Annotated in this window: 11 protein-coding genes; 1 reads left to right on the top strand and 10 read right to left on the bottom strand. The window is 53.5% G+C overall.

Annotated elements, in window-relative coordinates; all coding sequences use genetic code 11:
• Window positions 1-46 precede the first annotated feature (46 nt).
• The 9 genes from LK536_RS30140 to LK536_RS30100 all read right to left on the bottom strand — a co-directional run bounded on the left by LK536_RS30140 (window position 47) and on the right by LK536_RS30100 (window position 14072).
• Window positions 47-3559, bottom strand: coding sequence for an ATP-binding protein (locus LK536_RS30140; protein WP_331472071.1), 3513 nt, complete (start codon window positions 3557-3559; stop codon window positions 47-49).
• Window positions 3456-4262: a DUF4194 domain-containing protein gene (locus LK536_RS30135; protein WP_227794821.1), complete on the bottom strand. Its 807-nt coding sequence runs from the start codon at window positions 4260-4262 to the stop codon at window positions 3456-3458. Before LK536_RS30135 ends, LK536_RS30140 begins: the two co-directional genes overlap by 104 nt.
• Window positions 4262-5641 (bottom strand): Wadjet anti-phage system protein JetA family protein, encoded by a 1380-nt coding sequence (locus tag LK536_RS30130; RefSeq protein ID WP_008725927.1) that lies wholly within the window; start codon window positions 5639-5641, stop codon window positions 4262-4264. Before LK536_RS30130 ends, LK536_RS30135 begins: the two co-directional genes overlap by 1 nt.
• 83 nt (window positions 5642-5724) lie before the next feature.
• Entirely contained in the window at window positions 5725-7245 is a 1521-nt protein-coding gene (locus tag LK536_RS30125; RefSeq protein ID WP_227794820.1) for a DUF4846 domain-containing protein, read from the bottom strand.
• Window positions 7246-7507: 262 nt separating this feature from the next.
• Window positions 7508-9223 carry a carbon starvation CstA family protein gene (locus LK536_RS30120; protein ID WP_227794819.1) on the bottom strand — a complete coding sequence of 572 codons (1716 nt, stop codon included), beginning with the start codon at window positions 9221-9223 and terminating at the stop codon, window positions 7508-7510.
• A 133-nt stretch (window positions 9224-9356) separates the two neighbouring features.
• Window positions 9357-10895 carry a uroporphyrinogen-III C-methyltransferase gene (cobA, locus tag LK536_RS30115; protein WP_227794818.1) on the bottom strand — a complete coding sequence of 513 codons (1539 nt, stop codon included), beginning with the start codon at window positions 10893-10895 and terminating at the stop codon, window positions 9357-9359.
• A 1-nt stretch (window position 10896) separates the two neighbouring features.
• On the bottom strand, window positions 10897-11802 hold the full coding sequence (hemC, locus tag LK536_RS30110; protein ID WP_227794817.1) for a hydroxymethylbilane synthase: 906 nt from the start codon (window positions 11800-11802) through the stop codon (window positions 10897-10899).
• The gene (locus tag LK536_RS30105; RefSeq protein ID WP_227794816.1) at window positions 11795-12451 is read right to left on the bottom strand and encodes a precorrin-2 dehydrogenase/sirohydrochlorin ferrochelatase family protein; all 657 of its coding nucleotides are present in this window, start codon (window positions 12449-12451) and stop codon (window positions 11795-11797) included. The genes hemC and LK536_RS30105 overlap by 8 nt, the downstream gene beginning before the upstream one ends.
• A gap of 172 nt (window positions 12452-12623) precedes the next feature.
• The gene (locus LK536_RS30100; protein ID WP_227794815.1) at window positions 12624-14072 is read right to left on the bottom strand and encodes a D-alanyl-D-alanine carboxypeptidase family protein; all 1449 of its coding nucleotides are present in this window, start codon (window positions 14070-14072) and stop codon (window positions 12624-12626) included.
• A 212-nt stretch (window positions 14073-14284) separates the two neighbouring features.
• On the opposite strand from LK536_RS30100, the gene LK536_RS30095 reads away from it, so the two are divergent.
• Window positions 14285-15193, top strand: a complete 909-nt coding sequence (locus LK536_RS30095) for an AEC family transporter (RefSeq protein ID WP_008725941.1) — start codon at window positions 14285-14287, stop codon at window positions 15191-15193.
• Here the strand turns inward: LK536_RS30095 and LK536_RS30090 are convergent.
• The gene (locus tag LK536_RS30090; RefSeq protein ID WP_506092011.1) at window positions 15162-17288 is read right to left on the bottom strand and encodes a diguanylate cyclase; all 2127 of its coding nucleotides are present in this window, start codon (window positions 17286-17288) and stop codon (window positions 15162-15164) included. The two genes, LK536_RS30095 and LK536_RS30090, sit on opposite strands and share 32 nt — an antisense overlap.

Genomic DNA, 17288 nt, shown 5'->3' with positions numbered 1-17288 from the left:
TAATGGTACTATTTTAATATATTTTACCGATTATTGCAATACTTTCCTATTCTTCTTCCAAATCTTTTACCAGTTCCTGGAAACGGTCCCGTTCAAATTCCTGAATGGAAATGGACTTTTTATTGGGATTTGCAAACACGAATGTCTTGTCCACGTTCTCCACATAGTTCTGTATCTTATCATTGGTGGCGCTGATGATGGCCTGGAACCCAAGGCCGCGGATCAGCTCGATGCAGCTTGCCACCTTTTCGGCATCCATTTTGGAAAATGCCTCGTCCAGCACCACCAGGCGGATGGTGGGATTGCGCTCCATCCTGGGGGATAGGTTGATGCGGTATGCCTGGGCGAAGCTGGCCAAAAGGGCCACATACAGGGGATTCTGGCCCTCCCCTCCTGAATTTTTCTTAATCATCCGGCTCAAGCGGATTTTAATCACCTCATCCTCATTCCGGATCAGCTGCTGCATGTCAAAGGACAGATAGGTGCGGTAATCCGCATATTTATCCATATTGCGCTTCGCCTCCTCCAGCTCCTGGGGCGTGGCGTTTTCCGGCGGTATGAAGATGCCGATCAGGTCATTGATTAAAACCCCGTACTGGTTTTCGTGCTGGGTGGTGAAAAGGTCCAGCTGGTTGTCGAAGGAATCCGTCAGCTGGGACGGGTTTACTTCCAGGGATTCGTCCATGAACATATCATAGTACCTGCCGTCCGCACCCTTGTTGCGCCCGATGACAAACTGGTATTTGTCCTTTCCGAAATCCAGGCGGCTGATGATGCGGTTCAGCTCGTCCCCGCGGAGCATGGCTTCCCGTATGGCGCTGCGGATTTTATACATGAAGTCATTTTTAAAATGCTCCACGGCGGCCCGGGCCTGGTCAGCTGCCTTCTGCCTGTATTCCTCCAGATGGTCGCAGGACAGGCTTTTAAGGAGGTGGTCATATGCCTGGTTATCCTTATGGTTCACCGGGAAATTCCGGTTGGGATAACGGCGCAGGTAGTCGGTCCTTGCGGTCATCAGGTCCTGGAAGGCCGTGTCACGGCTTTCTGAAATCCGGCTGCACCTTGTGCTGTAGCTTTCCTTTTCCCGGTCATACCTTGGATGGTCCTTGGCCGACAGGTATCCGGCCAGTTCCGTGTCCAGCCCGCTGTTGCTTACCCAGCCCCGTTCCTGATCCGTCAGGGCCGCATTCAGGCTGATGGCTGTATTCTGGTACCGGCTGATTTCATTTTCCTTGTCCCGGATCAGGTTCATCAGCCCGTCCCGCTCCCGCTTCTTGCCGTCGCAAAGGCTTACCACCGCCTTCCTCTCCTGCTCCAGCTGGTCCACGTCCTGGGTCTTCAGCTTCTCAAGCTTTGACAGAAGCTGCTTCTTTTCACGCTGCTTTTCATTCCAGGCGCCCATATCCCTTAACCATTCCAGATATTCCTCCGGCTCACCGCCAAGACGCTCAAGGCTGAGGATGCGCTGGCACTCACGTACGATTTCCTCCAGAGGCTTTTTCTGTTCCTCCATGGACTTAAGCTCCTGCTCCAGAAGCCGGATGCGCTTCCTCACACTGTCCTTGCCGATGTAAGCAAACTTACTGTAGTTTTCAGGATTGATGTGCTGGAGCCGGAAGCTGTGGTAGAGCAGGCAGCTGTCGGTGATGCCGATCCGGCACTGGCGGAGTTCCTGGGTGGTGGCGCATTTGATTACTTTTCCCAGCAAAAGGTCGATGTAGGGCTGGATATAGGACTCACGCACCGACACCTCTTCGGATAGGGCGCCCGCAAGGACCGTGGGCTGGCTTTGGGACAGTTTTTCCGTGTCCAGGACAGCTGCGTTATAATACTCTTTTTTATCTAGTTCCCCATATATTTCCAGGGCAATATGGGCATATTTAGGAGGGACCACAAGGCTCAGCTTCTGGCTGCCAAGATACCCCTCCACCGCATTGCGCCACTGGTCCTTTTTGATATCCAGCAAGTCGGCAAGGATATGGACGTCCACGCCCTTTCCGGTTTCTTCCAGCAGGCGGCGCTGCAGGAAGCTTCTGGCATGCTCCAGGTATTTAGGGTATGCCTTGTTGCCGGAACGCAGCTTTTCCAGTTCATCCTTTGTCTGTTTTTCCCTGTTTTTCAGGTCCCTGATCTCAGCGGCAGCCTCCTGGCGCTGCTTTTCCGTGTCCGCGCACATGGAGGCAATGGATTCCTTCAGGCGGCAAAGGGTTTTATTGTCAATGGTGCGGTTTTCAAATTCTTCAATATCCCAGAGTGTCTGATTGGAGGTGATATCCTCGTCTTCCCATGCCTTGAGGGACTGGGTGGTCTGCTGCCACCTGGCCTCGCTTTTGCCCAGGCGCTCCAGAAGCTGGTTCAGGGCCTCCGCCTGCTTTTTCAGGTCCTCATAGCCGGTTGAGGCAATGCGGCGCAGCAGATCGTCCCCCTGTTCGGTCAGGTCCGCAATCTGGGTTTCCACTGCTGTTCGCGTATCCTCCTGGCGTTTCAGGTCCTCCTTTGCCAAGGACAGCCGGTCGGCAAGTGTCCTGACCTGGGACTGAAGGTCCAGGATTTCCAGCTTTTTCACGAAGTAGGCATATTTCTCCAGCTGCTGTTCCTTTTCCTGGTAAACGCCGTATGCCTGCCGGATACGGTTCAGTTCCTCTATCTCCGCGCAGGTGTCCTCTATCTTTTTGCGCATGCGTCCATACTGCATGACGCTTTCCTGCATGTCCTCAATGTGGATGTCCTGCTCCATGCAGATGTATTCTTTTACAAAATCTTCCAGTTTTATGTTCATGCGGAAGGGGATGGCCCGTTTGAACAGTAAGGGGAATTTCTCAGAATCCAGTCCGCCCAGGTAAGTGTCATACAGCACCCTGCGGAACCGTTCATTGTGGGAGGTGGCAAAGCATTCCTCCTTGTTGAAATGTTCCTGGAGATAGGATTCCACCTCCGCTATGGACATGGTGCGCTTCCCTGTGCGGTATGCATTGTCCCACATAGGGCCTTTGTGCCAGAAAAAGCGGCGGGAAATGTCGTTGGCGGATGTCTCCACGTCAAACACGATTCCCACGCACTGGCATTCCCCTGTGTCGCTGCGCTTCAGTTCCAGGACAATGGTGGAGGAAAAATTCTGGTTCCTGAGATAGGAAAATTCGTTATTCTCCCCAATGTTCACCATGCCCCGCAGGTATTCAATCAGGCTCCGGTCCGAGTCATCGGCTGCTGCCTTGTTAAAGAATCCCCTGCCGTCCGTGTTGGCGTACAGAAGGATCTGCATGGCATCAATCACAGTGGATTTCCCGCTGCCGGAATGTCCGGTAAAGAAATTGATGTCCTCATTAAACGAAAGGATACGTTTATTGATATAGTGCCAGTTGTTCAGGCAGATCCTGGAGAGGGCCAGAAAACGGCCTTTATTCTCCGTCCGCTTCCGGGGCATTTCCATCTGATTCATCTTCGTCTGGTTCAGTTCAATCTGGTTCATTTCCGTCTGGTTCATTTTCATCTGGCTCATTTCCGCCTGGTTCGGTTCCAACTGATTCATATTCATCTGACCCATATTCATCTGTTCCATCGTCCTCATCTCCTCTGTCGTCCAGTCCGGGGGGCTGTATCAGACGTTCCCGGTCCACCTCATCCAAATCCGCCTTTACCTGTACGCCCTCATCCTCCGCGCTTTCGTCAAAGAAAGCCAGCAGCTGCCGGGCGTCATCGCCCATCAGGACCACGTTGATGCAGGGATAGATAATCATGCGGCTCTCGCTGTTTAAATCCTCCAGCAGATTCAGGGGTTCCAGTATCTGGTACTTTTTCAGCAGTGTCACGGCCCGCCTGATATCCGTGGGCGAGGGCTGCTTCTTAAAAAGGCGGTAATTCCCCAGCTTTTCGTGTATCTCCCTGAGGGTGGTATACACATTCACGCTGGTAGACACGCTTTCCATCTGTTCATCATAAATCAGCTTCAACACCAGCAGGTACAGGGTTGCCAGCTTGGGCAGCTTATCCCCCATCAGGTTCCCGCCCTGGATATAGATGATTCCTGTCTGGGTATTTTCCATGACCTCAATCCCGCTGACAGCAAAATAACTGCGGATGAATTCCAGATGCTTGTTGCAGTCCCTGAAATCCGGGTTATACTGGAACCGCCCCGAACGGCGGTCAAACTTGCGTTCCAGGATAAAGGTCTGGTGAAGCAGGAGGCGTATGGACGCGGTGAGCCGCGCCTGTTCCTCCTGCAGCAACGTATCATAATAGGCAATGCCTTCTTCAAGGGCCATTATCTCTTCCTCCTTGCAAATACAAACCTGGGATAGCTGTACCTGCCGTTATGTATCATCTCAGGCTCCGGGTTTTCCACCGTGTACGGGCTTTTCTGCCTGGTGGAATAATCATAGGCCAGGATCAGCTTCTCAAACTCCTCATCGCTGCGCGCCGTGTCCTTGTCAACTTCCATGATCCCGTTTTCCATCCTGTCCTCGATGAAGTCCTCGATTTCCTTTTTGCTGTAACGGTTCCTTACCTTGTTCAGGTTCAGCACCTCTTCCATGGACAGTTCCTCAGACACGTCCTCGTCCTTTAGATGTTCCTTAAAATCTGATTTTGTCCTGCGTTTCTTATACAGGGATTTCTCCGACAGGATGTTTAGCTGGGACAGGTTCATTTTCCCGCCTATTACCTGTACATCCTGGTCCGTGCAGTCATATTCAGAAAGGTGGTTCAGCAGCTGGATCACAAGGCCCTTCATGTTGTCCTCCTGGTTCAGGAGGTAATTAAGCCGTGTGACCGTGGCGCGCACATACCGGGTATGCTCCTTGTCCATATTGGCGATGCGGTGTTCAATATCATCAAAGCCCCGCTCCAGCTGGTCCAGCTTCTCCATGACCTGGGCCTCCGTCACATCGGGCGGCCTGCGGCCAAAGAAACCCGTGGCCCTGGAACACATGTGCCTGGTCCATTCCTCGTCCTGGCGCATGGCGGTGATCCAGCGCTTGATATCTGTTTTGTACAGATAGAAATTGTCCGAGGTTTTCAGGATGTGGTATTTTTTATTGACGATTTCCTCCACATAACGGTCCAGATGCTCCTTTAACAGACTGCTGTAATTCTTCTGCTCCAGCAGGCTTCCAAAGAACTTATCCATATTGTGCAGCATGTCCTGAAGGGATTTGTTCAGCTTCTTGGTATTGACAAGGGCTGTATTCAGGAGGGTTATACTGGAACGGGGGTCATTTTTAAGAGAAAAAAGAATGGCATAGACATTCTGGATGTATACTTCAGTCTCATCTTCCTCATCGCTTGCCAGCCTTGCAAATGCTTCAATCATCACGGCCGCGTAATCGGGTATGACGATGTTCACGGTCATATTGGCATAATCATCCACCTTCCTGAGCCAGCCGTTCCTCAAAAGCCAGTTGAGGACGCGTGTGGCGGGCGGTTCCAGGGTGTCCCAGTCATCCTCTGTCTCGTCCTGCCAGAGCACATACTTCTTCCTGGAAAAATATTCGCCCAGAAGCTGGATACACATTTCCCTGCTCAGGAAATAGTTGCTGTACTCGTATTCCTCGTTGATTTTCAACAGTGCCTCAATATAAGTAGACCGGTTAATGGAGCGGAATAAGCTCCAAAACCGGTCCGGTATCTCATTCATAAGTATCATCCTAAGCCTCCGGAAACAACCTGCTTTTGGCAGCGGTTTTCCGTACTATTATAACAGGAATCAGGAAATGTGACAATGAGAAATCAAAATCCTCCCCATCGTTTCAGGCTTCCCTCCTGGAACACGTATTCAGGGGTGAGGAAGGGGTAGGATAGGTCTTTGGTAAAATACCAGGGATTCCCCTCGCTGTCCGGGTTCTTCAGGACATGGAACTCCTGGGCAGGCATATAGCCCTGGGCCAGAAGGAAACAGGTCTCCCCGTCCCCGTTCACGGCCACATCCGCAACCATGACGCAGTGCCCGGGGCTGCCGCCTTTGATGAACATGTCGCCTGCCTTTAGCTGGTCCGGGGATATGGGTGAACCCTCCTCATCCAGGGACAGGGTTCCCGCATACATCATCACATATTTCAGATACAGGAGGAAGGTTTCATAGGAATCATCATAGGACGCCTTCTTTACCCACGACACCTGGTTCCCGTCCACCTGAAGCCGGTTCCCTTCCCTCCATGAGGGATAATCCATCAGAAAACCATTGGTCAGGTGGAACGCAATCCTGTCTTGGTTCCCTGTGGACCAGAAATATTCCGCATAAACGCGGATGATGCTGTCCGCGCATTGCTGAAGGTCGCTGTCAAAGACAGGCAGGTCAAATACGGCTTCGTGGGCGCCCTGATTCCCCTTCTCGCTGCCGTCATAAAGCAGGACAGGGCTTTTATCCGCTTTCAGGGGAAACCTTCTCAGATACTGCTGGAAGCTTCCTTCCGGCGCATCCTCCCTTGTGTATCCGGCAGGGGCGGGAAAACGTTCCTCCAGGCAGGTTCCGTCCGGATTGATGGCTATGCTATCCGTACCGCTGCCAGGATTGTTGTATGATCCATCCGTTGGTTGATGGCCGGAATCACCGCCCGTATCACCACCAGCAGCACCAGCATCATCTGCTTCCCCTGCAGATGCCTGTCCTATACCCTTTTCTGCGGATACAATCCTGACCCCGTAAATCAGATTGGAGTAGTCGCTCAGATGGACGTATCCGTCAATGGGGTCCATGGCCGTGATGTCAAAACCATCCTCCTCCGTGCCGGTCAGCATGATCCAGTGCACGGCCCCGCTTTTGCGTTTCACTTTGACAATGGGATACCTTCCTTCCCTTATCATGCGGTTGACGGACGCGGCGGATGTATCGTCAGACAGATCCACATAGACCCCTGGCAGGGCTTCCTCAAGGGCCGCCCACAGGATGGCGCCGTTTTCATTGTAAACCCCGTTTTCATTGAATATCCGGTTCAGTTCACCAGGCGTATGGTCATATATCCCCTGGGCTTTTAAAGACGCTGCGATACAGCAGGTCAGGCAGCCGGAGGACGCCATGGTATCCCCGGACCCGCCCAGGGTATTGCCGGCCCAGTCATCGTCCCTCTGGCTGTAGTCAAAATATGCCTCCAGAGGGAACCGGCCCGCATAATAGGCGTCCCCTGTGACCTGGCTTGCCCCCTTCCCTCTTCTGGTCAGCCAGACAGCTGCCGCTGTCAGTATGCAGGCCAGCACCAAAACACCCACCAGGATTCCCTGCCTCACCTTATGGTTCCTTTTTACATCTCCCAAGACCCTGCCTCCCTGTCCTTAATTGTTTGCTTACTATTTTAGCAGATGTTCCTTAGGAAAATATTTCATTTGTTTAACGATTGTTTTAATCTAGTGCTCCATCCAGCCAGAAACCGTACTTCCAGCACTGCCTATTTTGCCATCTGCCGCGTTGTCGTCAGTCAGCGGAGGACCCACTCCGCTTCCCTCCTCCGCCTTGCAGGCTGACAAAATATCCAGCACTGGCAGTACGGTTTCTGACTGGATGGAGCACTAGGCCGTGTTAAGCGGTCACCTCTTTACCGGACGCACCATCTGCTGCCTCCGTATCCTTTTCCAGAAGTTTCCTGATTCCCTCAAAGGCCACAATCACACCAAGGACCAGAAGGAGGACTGCAAATACAAGCTGGAGCGCATTGCCGAACACAAACTGGCTGGAAAGGGCGGTTACCAGGTCCCGTATCTTAAGGGCCAGGGCCGTAAAGGTAACGCCCAGCATGATGACCATGGGTCCCCAGAGCATCACGCCCTGTCTGTGGGTCCTCTTTAAGAACACGGCGCATGCAATCAGGGCCAGTGCGGACAGCAGCTGGTTGGCAGAGCCAAACAGGGGCCAGATGCTTGCATAGCCTGCCCTTGACAGCGCATAACACAGGGCCAGGGTCAGTATGGTGGAAAAGTACTTGTTGGTCAGCACCCGGTTTAAGGAACCTTGGTTTTCTGGAGCAACATCATCGTTTGTAAAGAATTCCTGGAAAGCAATGCGTCCCACACGGGCCACTGAGTCAAGGCTGGTCAGGGCAAAGGCGGAAATGGACAGCGTGATCAGGGTGTAGCTGACGGAATCCGGCAGTCCCAGGGAGGTAAGGAACATGGCAATGGCCTTGGCAAATACCTGGGGAGGCGTGCCGGTTGGCAGCGTCCCGCCCGTGGCCAGGGCGCCCACTGCAATCAGCGCGGTGATGGCCAGCAGGCTCTCCAGCAGCATGGCGCCGAATGAAACCGGAAGCATGTTCTTTTCATTCTTAATCTGCTTGCTGGCCGTTCCCGAGGAAACCAGTGAATGGAACCCGGATACAGCGCCGCAGGCAATGGTCACGAACAGGGTTGGGAACAGATAGGAAATGTTGCCGTTCCCGTCCATGAACGCAAAGGATGTAAAGGATGGCAGGTTCATGGATGGATTGTAGACACAGATTCCAAGGACCGAACCGATGATCATGGCCAGCAGCAGGTAGCTGTTTAAGTAGTCCCTTGGCTGGAGCAGCGCCCAGACCGGGGTGACACATGCCACGATCACATACAGGAATACAAAGATAAGCCAGCTGCCCTGGGGAACATATACCGGGAATGCCAGCCCCAGCGCAACAGCGAGGACTAAAAGCCCGATGGCCGCCAGTGTATTCATGAGTTTGCCGCATTTCCCGAACTTCAGGAAAAAGCCAAGGGCCACTGCAAACAGGATGAACAGCAGGGATGTGGACGCCACTGCGCCGTTGGCAGCGATGCGCTCTCCTGTGGCGGCATCGAATCCATTAAAGGTACCGGCCACGATATCTGCAAAGGCGGCTACCACCAGGATGGAAAACAGCCAGGTGAATAGCAGGAACAGCCGTTTTCCCAGCCTGCCGATATAGAGTTCAATGATATAGCCGATGGAACGCCCCTTGTTCTTGACAGAAGCATACATGGATGCAAAATCCTGTACCGCTCCAAAGAACACGCCTCCCAACAGGATCCACAGCATCACGGGAAGCCAGCCGAACATGGCTGCCTGGATGGGACCGTTAATGGGACCGGCTCCTGCAATGGATGCGAACTGGTGTCCAAACACAACATTGGTATCAGCAGGGACATAGTCCACCCCGTCCTCCATCTCATAGGCAGGCGTCTTTGCATCGGGATCCACGCCCCATTTCCTGGCAAGGTATCTGCCGTAAATCAGATAAGCGCCGCCTAAAACCACTACAGCTAACAACATCATCAATAAACCGTTCATATTCAGGTCTCCTCACATTAAGTATTTATCATCAAGTCTTGATGACAAGGAGTTTATCACTTCAGCGTGAAGATGGCAATGGAAAATTAACGGTTTGTTTATACTTTATTTATATATTTTTAATAACTTCAGGTTATACAAATGAATCCTTTATGATTGCCTTAACAAGACCTTCAATATGATACTGTGCTGCGGTGATGTCCGCCTTATATCCCTGGCGCTCCAGTTCGCGGGCAGTGACCGCGCCGATGCAGACCAGTTTCGTATCCTTTGGATGTCCTGCAATCCCCTGTATCCCAACCGCCTTATCCCCGGTTCCCCCTTGGGTCAGACAGTCGAAAAATGCCCTGACCCCGGACGCGCTGGCAAATGTAATGTAGTCAAATCCCATTACCTCCTCCGGGATAAAGGAAGCGGACGGCTGGCCCGTCACTTCATAGAGGACAATGTCATCAAAGTGGATCCCCGCATTGAGGAGTGTCTGCGCAAGTATGGGGGAACCGCCTGCGGACCTGGCAATCAGCAGCCTGTCCCCCGGGCTTACCGCATGGACCAGGCCGTCTGCCAGGGCTTTCGCACAGTATGTGTCCGGCATATAGTCCGCGTTGAATCCATACCCGGACAGTTCCCTGCCCGTACCGTCCCCGATTACCGCAAACTTCACATGCCCCAGGCAGCGGCAATCCCTTCCGTCTTTGAACAGCCCCTGGAAAAAAAGCCTTACACCGTTGGCGCTTGTAAACACAAGCCAGGTATAGGAAGGGAGGTTCCGGTACGCGGCCTGCATGGGGGCTTCCTCTATGTGGTCCTCCACCTTCATGTTTACCAGCCAGGAAACCTGCGCCCCCTGTTCCGAAAGGGCTGCTGCCAGTTTCCTGGCAAACTGCTCTGTTCCGGTAATCCCCACCCGCCTGCCCGCAAGGGGGCCTGCGGTCCTGTACTTCATCTCATATGCGGCCGTATCCCCGACCACAATGATGGCCGGGGTCCCAAGCCCGGCTTCCCTGACACGGCTGCTTATCTGGGACAATGGGGCCCGTACAACCCGCTCGCCCGGCAGCGTCCCGTTCTCTATGACAGCCGCCGGTGTGTCAGGAGACTTTCCGCTGTCAATCAGCTGCTTTGCAATCAGTGGAAGCTGCCCCAGCCCCATAAGGAAGACCAAGGTGCCGGGTAATGTCCCATATACCCCAAAATCAGGCGGAAGGCATTCCATTCCGGCCTGGGTATGTCCTGTGATGACATGGAAGCTTCGGCTGACAGCCCGGTGGGTCACCGGTATCCCGGCGCATTCCGGTACGGCAACTGCGGAGGTCACGCCGGGCACTGTCTCGTAAGGAATGCCGTGTTTTTCCAAGGCCAGGATTTCCTCCCCTCCGCGTCCGAACACAAAGGGGTCCCCGCCCTTCAGCCTTACAACCGTATGGCCGGATAAGGCCAGCTCCACCAGGACGTCGTTAATCTCCTCCTGTTTCATGGAGTGATGCCCTGCCTGTTTTCCCACATAGATTTTCCTGCAGGTTTCAGGAACCCAGTCCAGAAACCGCTTCGACGCCAGATGGTCGTAAACCACCACGTCGCAGGAGGACAGAAGTTCCCTGCCCTTTATCGTCATCAGCCCGGGGTCTCCCGGGCCTGCTCCTACCAGATACACACATCCCAATCTATCCATCTTACATCAGTCCCCTTCCTGCCTGCAGGGCAAGCGCTTCCAGTTCTTTTTCCGTGACCGCTCCCTCCAGGCTGATCCGTCTCGTGACACGGTCCGGCCTGCTGATTCCCCATACCTCCATCTTTCCATCCATGATATTGGAATAGATGCCGATGGGTTCATGGCAGCCCGCGTCCAGAAGCTTCAGCACCATGCGCTCCAGGGTCAGGCACAGACGCCCCTCCCGGCTGTCAATGGCCTGGCAGAGCCTGGCGGCGTCACTGCCCTCCCGGGCCTCCACCGCCATGATTCCCTGGCCTCCGGCGGGAATGAACACCGTGGGGTCCAGATATTTAAAATCATAGGAAGGGTTTCCTAGAAGGTCCAGACGTTCCAATCCGGCCGCGGCCAGGATGATACCGTCATAAAGCCCCTCCTCCAGCTTCCTGAGCCGTGTGTGGACATTTCCCCGCAGGGTGGCACAGGTTAGACTGGCGGCCCCCGGCCACAGCTGCCCGCGGTATTCCACTGCTTCCAGCTGTCTTCTGGGACTGGAGGTGCCGATTACAATATGTTCCCTGTCCTTAGGGGCGCCTTTCATGGTCACCAGCACATCCCTGGGGTCCCCGCGCCCGGATACGGCTGCAATCACCAGTCCCTCACCCAGTTCCATGGGCAGGTCCTTGGCGCTGTGCACGGCCAGGTCAATGGCGCCTTCCTTCATGGCCTGTTCAAATTCAGAGACAAATACCCCCTTACCTCCGAATTCCTGCAGCGGTTTATCCAGGATTTTATCTCCCAGTGTCTCCTTGGTGACCAGTTCCACCTCTATGTCAGGCCATGCCCGTTTCAGTCCGTCTGCAATCAGATGGGTCTGGATCAGGGCCAGGGCGCTTTTCCTTGTGCCGATACGGATGATATTACTCATGTTCTTGTTCCCGCTTTCTGTTTATGATAGTCTCTGCCTGGGTGTCCGTGAGATGGCAGCCATGTTGAAGGCCTTCTTGTGCCAGCTCATAGAAAACAGCAGAACGTATGGCAGGGGAATGGGGAAACCGTTCCTTGACCTGCGCCCTGTATCCGCCCAGCCTGGCGGCCAGACCTCCCAGCCCCTCAGGCATTGCCGCCTTTATCCTGTCCTTTAAGTACCTGGCTATGACAGGACTCATCCCTCCTGTGGATATGCCCACCACCACAGGATCATCCCTGACAATGGAGGGAAAGATAAAGGAACATTCCTCCTTCACATCCACCACATTGACCGGGATTTTCTTAATACGGCAAAGGCTGGATATGTGGCTGTTTAATGCAGTGTCGCTGGTTGCTGCAATCACAAAATCAGCGTCCTCAATATCACTGTCTTCGAACCCACGCCGTGCCACGGACAGGGCATCCCCGTAAACGCCGCCCTGCACCATATCCAAAAGTCCCTCACAAAGGCAGGGCGATACCACCTGGATAAGTGGACCGTAGGGAATCAGGTCGCGCACCTTGCGGCAGGCCACCTCCCCTCCGCCTGCAATCAGCCACTTCCTTCCCTCAATATCTGCAAAAAACGGAAAATAAGCCAAATCCATACCTCCTTCAATTCATGCCTGTACCCGGTCTGTCAGGCCAAAGACACTGAATGAGACGCAGACAGACATTTTCATCTGCCCGCGTCTCATTCCAGCATATTATCCAGTATCCTGTCTTTTCATCCGTGCCTTTTGGCATGACTGCGCACCCATTCTTTGGACGCTGCTTCAGTCAGCGCATATCGCGCTGCTGTCTGCGCTCTTCCAGGATCCGTTCAAAATCCTCTTCCGTGAACCCGATATCAGCCAGCCTCTGTCTGCGTTTCTCGCGCAGCTGGCGCTGGCGCTCACGCTCTGCGTCCCGGCGCTTTTTAACCCAGAGCCAGCTCCCTGCAATGACCGCTGCCAGGCAGAGGACTCCAATCCCAGCCATGAGAAGGGGGGTGGGCAGTTTGAAGCCAGGGGCCTCCTGGCCCGTTCCATCCCCGGACGGTTCTGTTCCCGCAGGGGACTCCCCTTCCGAAGGAGGGGCAGCCGCGTCCACGGACTGGGCCCTTGTGGTGAACAGCCATCCCTCGCCTATCTTCCTTTCGTTATAGGTATAGACCAGTTTTGCCACGGCCTCCTTGGGATGGTCCTTTGGCAGTTCCGTCACCAGTTCCCTTTCAGCATCCGTGAACCCGGCCTCATTGGGAATGGTGATGACGGCCGTCTTATCGATATAAAGCTCAGACGGCTGATATGTCTCACCGCCAATGGTGACCGGCGTATCGCCTGTCACGTATTCTGTCTCATTATCAGCTATGTTGACATTCTGGAACCGGGCAAAGCCGAAATCCAGGATGGTCTTTGTGTCTGAGTAATGGGTTTTCTGGGTGCTTCTTAAGGTGACTGCAATCTCTCCCCTGCCGCCGCGTCTGGCATAGGTCACAAGGGTCTGGCCTGCCTGGGAGGTCCAGCCCGTCTTTCCAGCCACGGCGTCCGGATAATACTCCACGCTGTTCTCGTCTTCCGTAATCAGAAGCTTATGTTCCATGGAAAATGTCCTTCCATCCGGATTGTTGATGGTAGCCGGGATGGATGCCTTCCTTGTGGAACTGATTTCTAAAAGCTGCTGGTTCTGGAACGCGGCCCTGGCAATCAGGGCCATGTCATAGGCGGACGTGCGCTGGGTGTCGTCATTCAGCCCGGAAGGGTTGGCAAAATGGCTTTCCTGGCATCCCAGGTCCGCCACCTTCCGGTTCATCATGTCCACGAACCCGGAGCGGCTGCCCCCGATATATTCCGCCAGGGCATTGGCCGCCTGGTTGGAGGACTGGAGAAGCATCACATAGAGGCATTCGCGGACGCTCAGCACGTCCCCTTCCTCCAAGGCCAGCTTGTTGCCGCTTCCAGACTCCACGTTGTATACTGCATCATGGGAGAAGGTAACCTTATCGTCCAGATCATCACAGTTCTCAATGACCACAAGGGCGGTCAGCAGCTTGGTGATGCTGGCGGGAATCTTCTGCTCATGTATGTTCTGGGCAAAGAGCACAGCCCCCGAATCCATATCCATGACAATGCCTGCTTCCGACTGCACCCCTGTGTCCGTGGGCCAGTCAGGCCTTGCAAAAGCGGTTATGGAAGACATGGTTAAGACCATGATTAAACTTACTATGATGTATGATAAGCGACGCATATGTACCTCTTCTATATTTTAAGAATCAAACAGCCTACCCATGATTATATTTTAATCCGGGTCCCCTGTCAATCAATTAAAGGTCCTATTAAAATTTCTTATCCTATCTCTCAAAAAAACTTATTGGCTTTCCTGCATGAACTGAGGTATACTCTTATACGGTATGCAATGACAGAGCATGCCGATGAATGATACCGCGGAGGACCCACATCATGGATAGTTTCACAAAAATGCTGAATGCCCAGCTCATCCTTTTAGTTTATATGGCAGTAGGAATGTACTGCATGAAAATACATCTCATTGACCAGGAAACCAAGAAGAAACTGGTGGACCTGATCCTTAAGATAACCCTTCCCTGTATGATCTTCAATTCCTTTAACAAGCCCCTGACCCCCCAGATCCTGGTCCAGACCGCCATGATCCTGGCAGTGGCGTTCTGCATCTCCATCCTCTCCTATCTGCTGGGAAAGGTAATCTACAACAGATATCCCCAGGACAAGAAAAGCATCCTCCAGTACTGCACCCTGGTGAATAATTCAGGTTTCCTGGGAATGCCCATGGTATCCTCCGTATACGGGGCCGACGGATTGTTTGCAGCGTCCATTTTCATCATCCCGAACCGTATCTTCATGTGGACCGCAGGACTTGCCGTGTTCACCACCGCCGACTTTAAGACAAAATGCAGGAATATCCTGCTGAATCCATGTATCATCACCGTATTCCTGGGCCTGGCGCGCAGGATCAGCGGTTTCCCTGTCCCCGGTTTCCTGGACACTGCCATCGGCAACATAGGCGCTGTCACTTCCCCGCTGTCCATGATGGTGATCGGCACCATGATGATTGGCGTCCCATGGAAAAAGTTACTGGAGCCCAGCCTCTTCTACCTGGCCTTCATCCGTCTCATAGCCCTGCCCATGGTGGCACTTCTCATCCTTAACATCATCCGCGTGGAACCAATGCTGGCAGGCGTCTCACTGATCCTTACCGGTATGCCGGCAGGCAGCACCAGCGCGCTTCTGGCAGCCAAATACGGGGCCGATGAGGACTACGCATCCCGGTGCATCGTGACGACCACCATCCTATCCCTGGTCACGATTCCCCTTCTGATGCTGTTTCTGTGATGTGATACCAGTTCTTACCGCTGTCCTTTGCAGCATACAGGGCAGCGTCTGCTTTCCGGAACATTTCCTCATAAGGCATCTGCCCGCCTTTGGCAAGTACGATTCCCATGCTGCAGGTGGCATTAAAGTCAGGATTCTCCTTAAGGGCCGTGTAAATCCGTTCTGCCGACCTTGCCACCTGCTCCTTATCCTTTACCCCTGACATGAACAGCATGAATTCATCGCCGCCGATCCGGCCCGCTATATCGTCCTGGCGGATGCAGCCCTGAAGGGTGGCGCCGAAGGCTTTCAGCACGGTATCGCCTGCCTGGTGTCCCCGTTCATCGTTAATATGCTTAAAGTCATCCAGGTCCAGGATGAAGAGGGCAAGGTTCTTTCCATCTGCATCCTCAATGCAGGCACGGCAAAGTTCCTCTGTGGTGGTTTTATTTGTAAGGCCTGTCAGCTGGTCTGTCTGGGCTTTGCGGCGCAGAAGCTTCTGCATGGCAATGGCTGCCTTCAGTTCCTCATTCTTTTTCTGCAGGATCAGGTTCTGCAGCTTCTGGTGCCTGCTGTCATAGCTTATGAAAATGATTCCCATGACCATAAGCGATATGGCTATGACCGTGACCGCGAACTGTACCGGATAGGTGCGCACAAAGTAACTGAACCCTTTGCGTTCCCCGGCGGACAGGACGGTCCTGTAAACCGCCTCATCAATGGGACTGGAACCGGCCTTGGCAATGGTCTTTGAGAGGACATGGACTAACAGCGGGTCCGCCTGTTCCGTCACTGCCATATATACCGAGGCACTGGCCGTGCTTCCATCCACTACCAATAGCCTGGCGCCCAGCATGTTCCTGTCCGCTGAAATCTTGATTGAGGAAACCATGGCACAGTCCGCTGTCCCGTCCTCCACTGCCTTCAGGCAGTCCTCCGGAGTCCCAAAGGTCAGTACCTCCCACAGTGGGTATTTTTTCTTCAGCAGTTCCATCAGGCCTTCCGCCTGTCTGACCACGGCAATCCGCTGATGGGCGGAAAGGTTCAGCGCCTCATCCCGCTTGCCCACCAGACTGAAGCTGCAGCTGTAAAAAGGCGAGGTATAGGACAGGCCTTCATCATCACTGTCCAGACGGTTCCTGAATATACTCATGATTACCTGGGCGTCTTCATCGGCAATGTCATCCTTGAGGGAACTGCCTGAACTGCCTGGAACGAAATCAAACCGAAGGCCGCTTATCTTCCCAAGGTATCTCATATAATCCACAAATGCGCCCCTGCACGTTTTAGAAGGCCTGTCATACCATTCAAAGGGATAATCGTCAGGCGAAATAAGCACGGTCACCGGGCCGCTGCCTTTGATGAATTGGATTTCCTCACGGGTGAACTCCGCAAACTGGCCTTCCATGTCCCCGTAATATTTGTCATAGAGGGAGGCTGAGTAGTAGGGATTTTCAATAAAAACCTGTTTCAGCGCCTGGTCCAGCTGTTCCATCAGGTCCGGACGCTTCACCGAGGTTATGAAATAAGCCGGCATATAGTCAATCTTGGCCAACAGCTTCTGATTGACATTGAACTCCATGTTGCCGTTTATGATGGCATCTACTTCTTCCCTGTCCAAGGCATTGAGAAGCTTTGTACCGGTGTCATACAATACGGTTTCATAGGTAAAACCGTGGCTTCCCGCATATTCCTCAAACAGGCCGTTGAGATAATTGCCCTTTATCATGCCCACACGCATACCGTCAAATCCGGCGTAATCATCATAATACAGACGGTTGTCCGTCCTGCGCCCCACAAGTGCAACGAAATCAAAGCAGCATTCGTAGCTGCTGAACAGATAATCCCTGGCCCGCTCCTCACTGTACTCGGCCGGAAGGAGAAGTTCAATCTCCCCTGTCTTAAGCATCTTAAGGCACTCTTCCCATGAGGCCTGTACATACTCGTATTCCCATCCCGCATATTCCGCTATCTTATCCAGGTACTCTGCCCCATAGCCATAGGCACGGCCGTCCGGATCCATCTGGATAAAGTTCCCAATATCCACACAGCCCACACGTACCTTGTCAGCGGCCCTGGCCGGAAACAGGAACAAGGCACTGATGGACAGTGCCAA

The organism is Clostridium pacaense (assembly GCF_020709765.2).
In the GTDB taxonomy this organism is placed as follows: domain Bacteria; phylum Bacillota; class Clostridia; order Lachnospirales; family Lachnospiraceae; genus Enterocloster; species Enterocloster hominis.
Note: the sequence above shows the minus strand (reverse complement) of the source record. Positions and strands in the feature narration are given on the sequence as shown.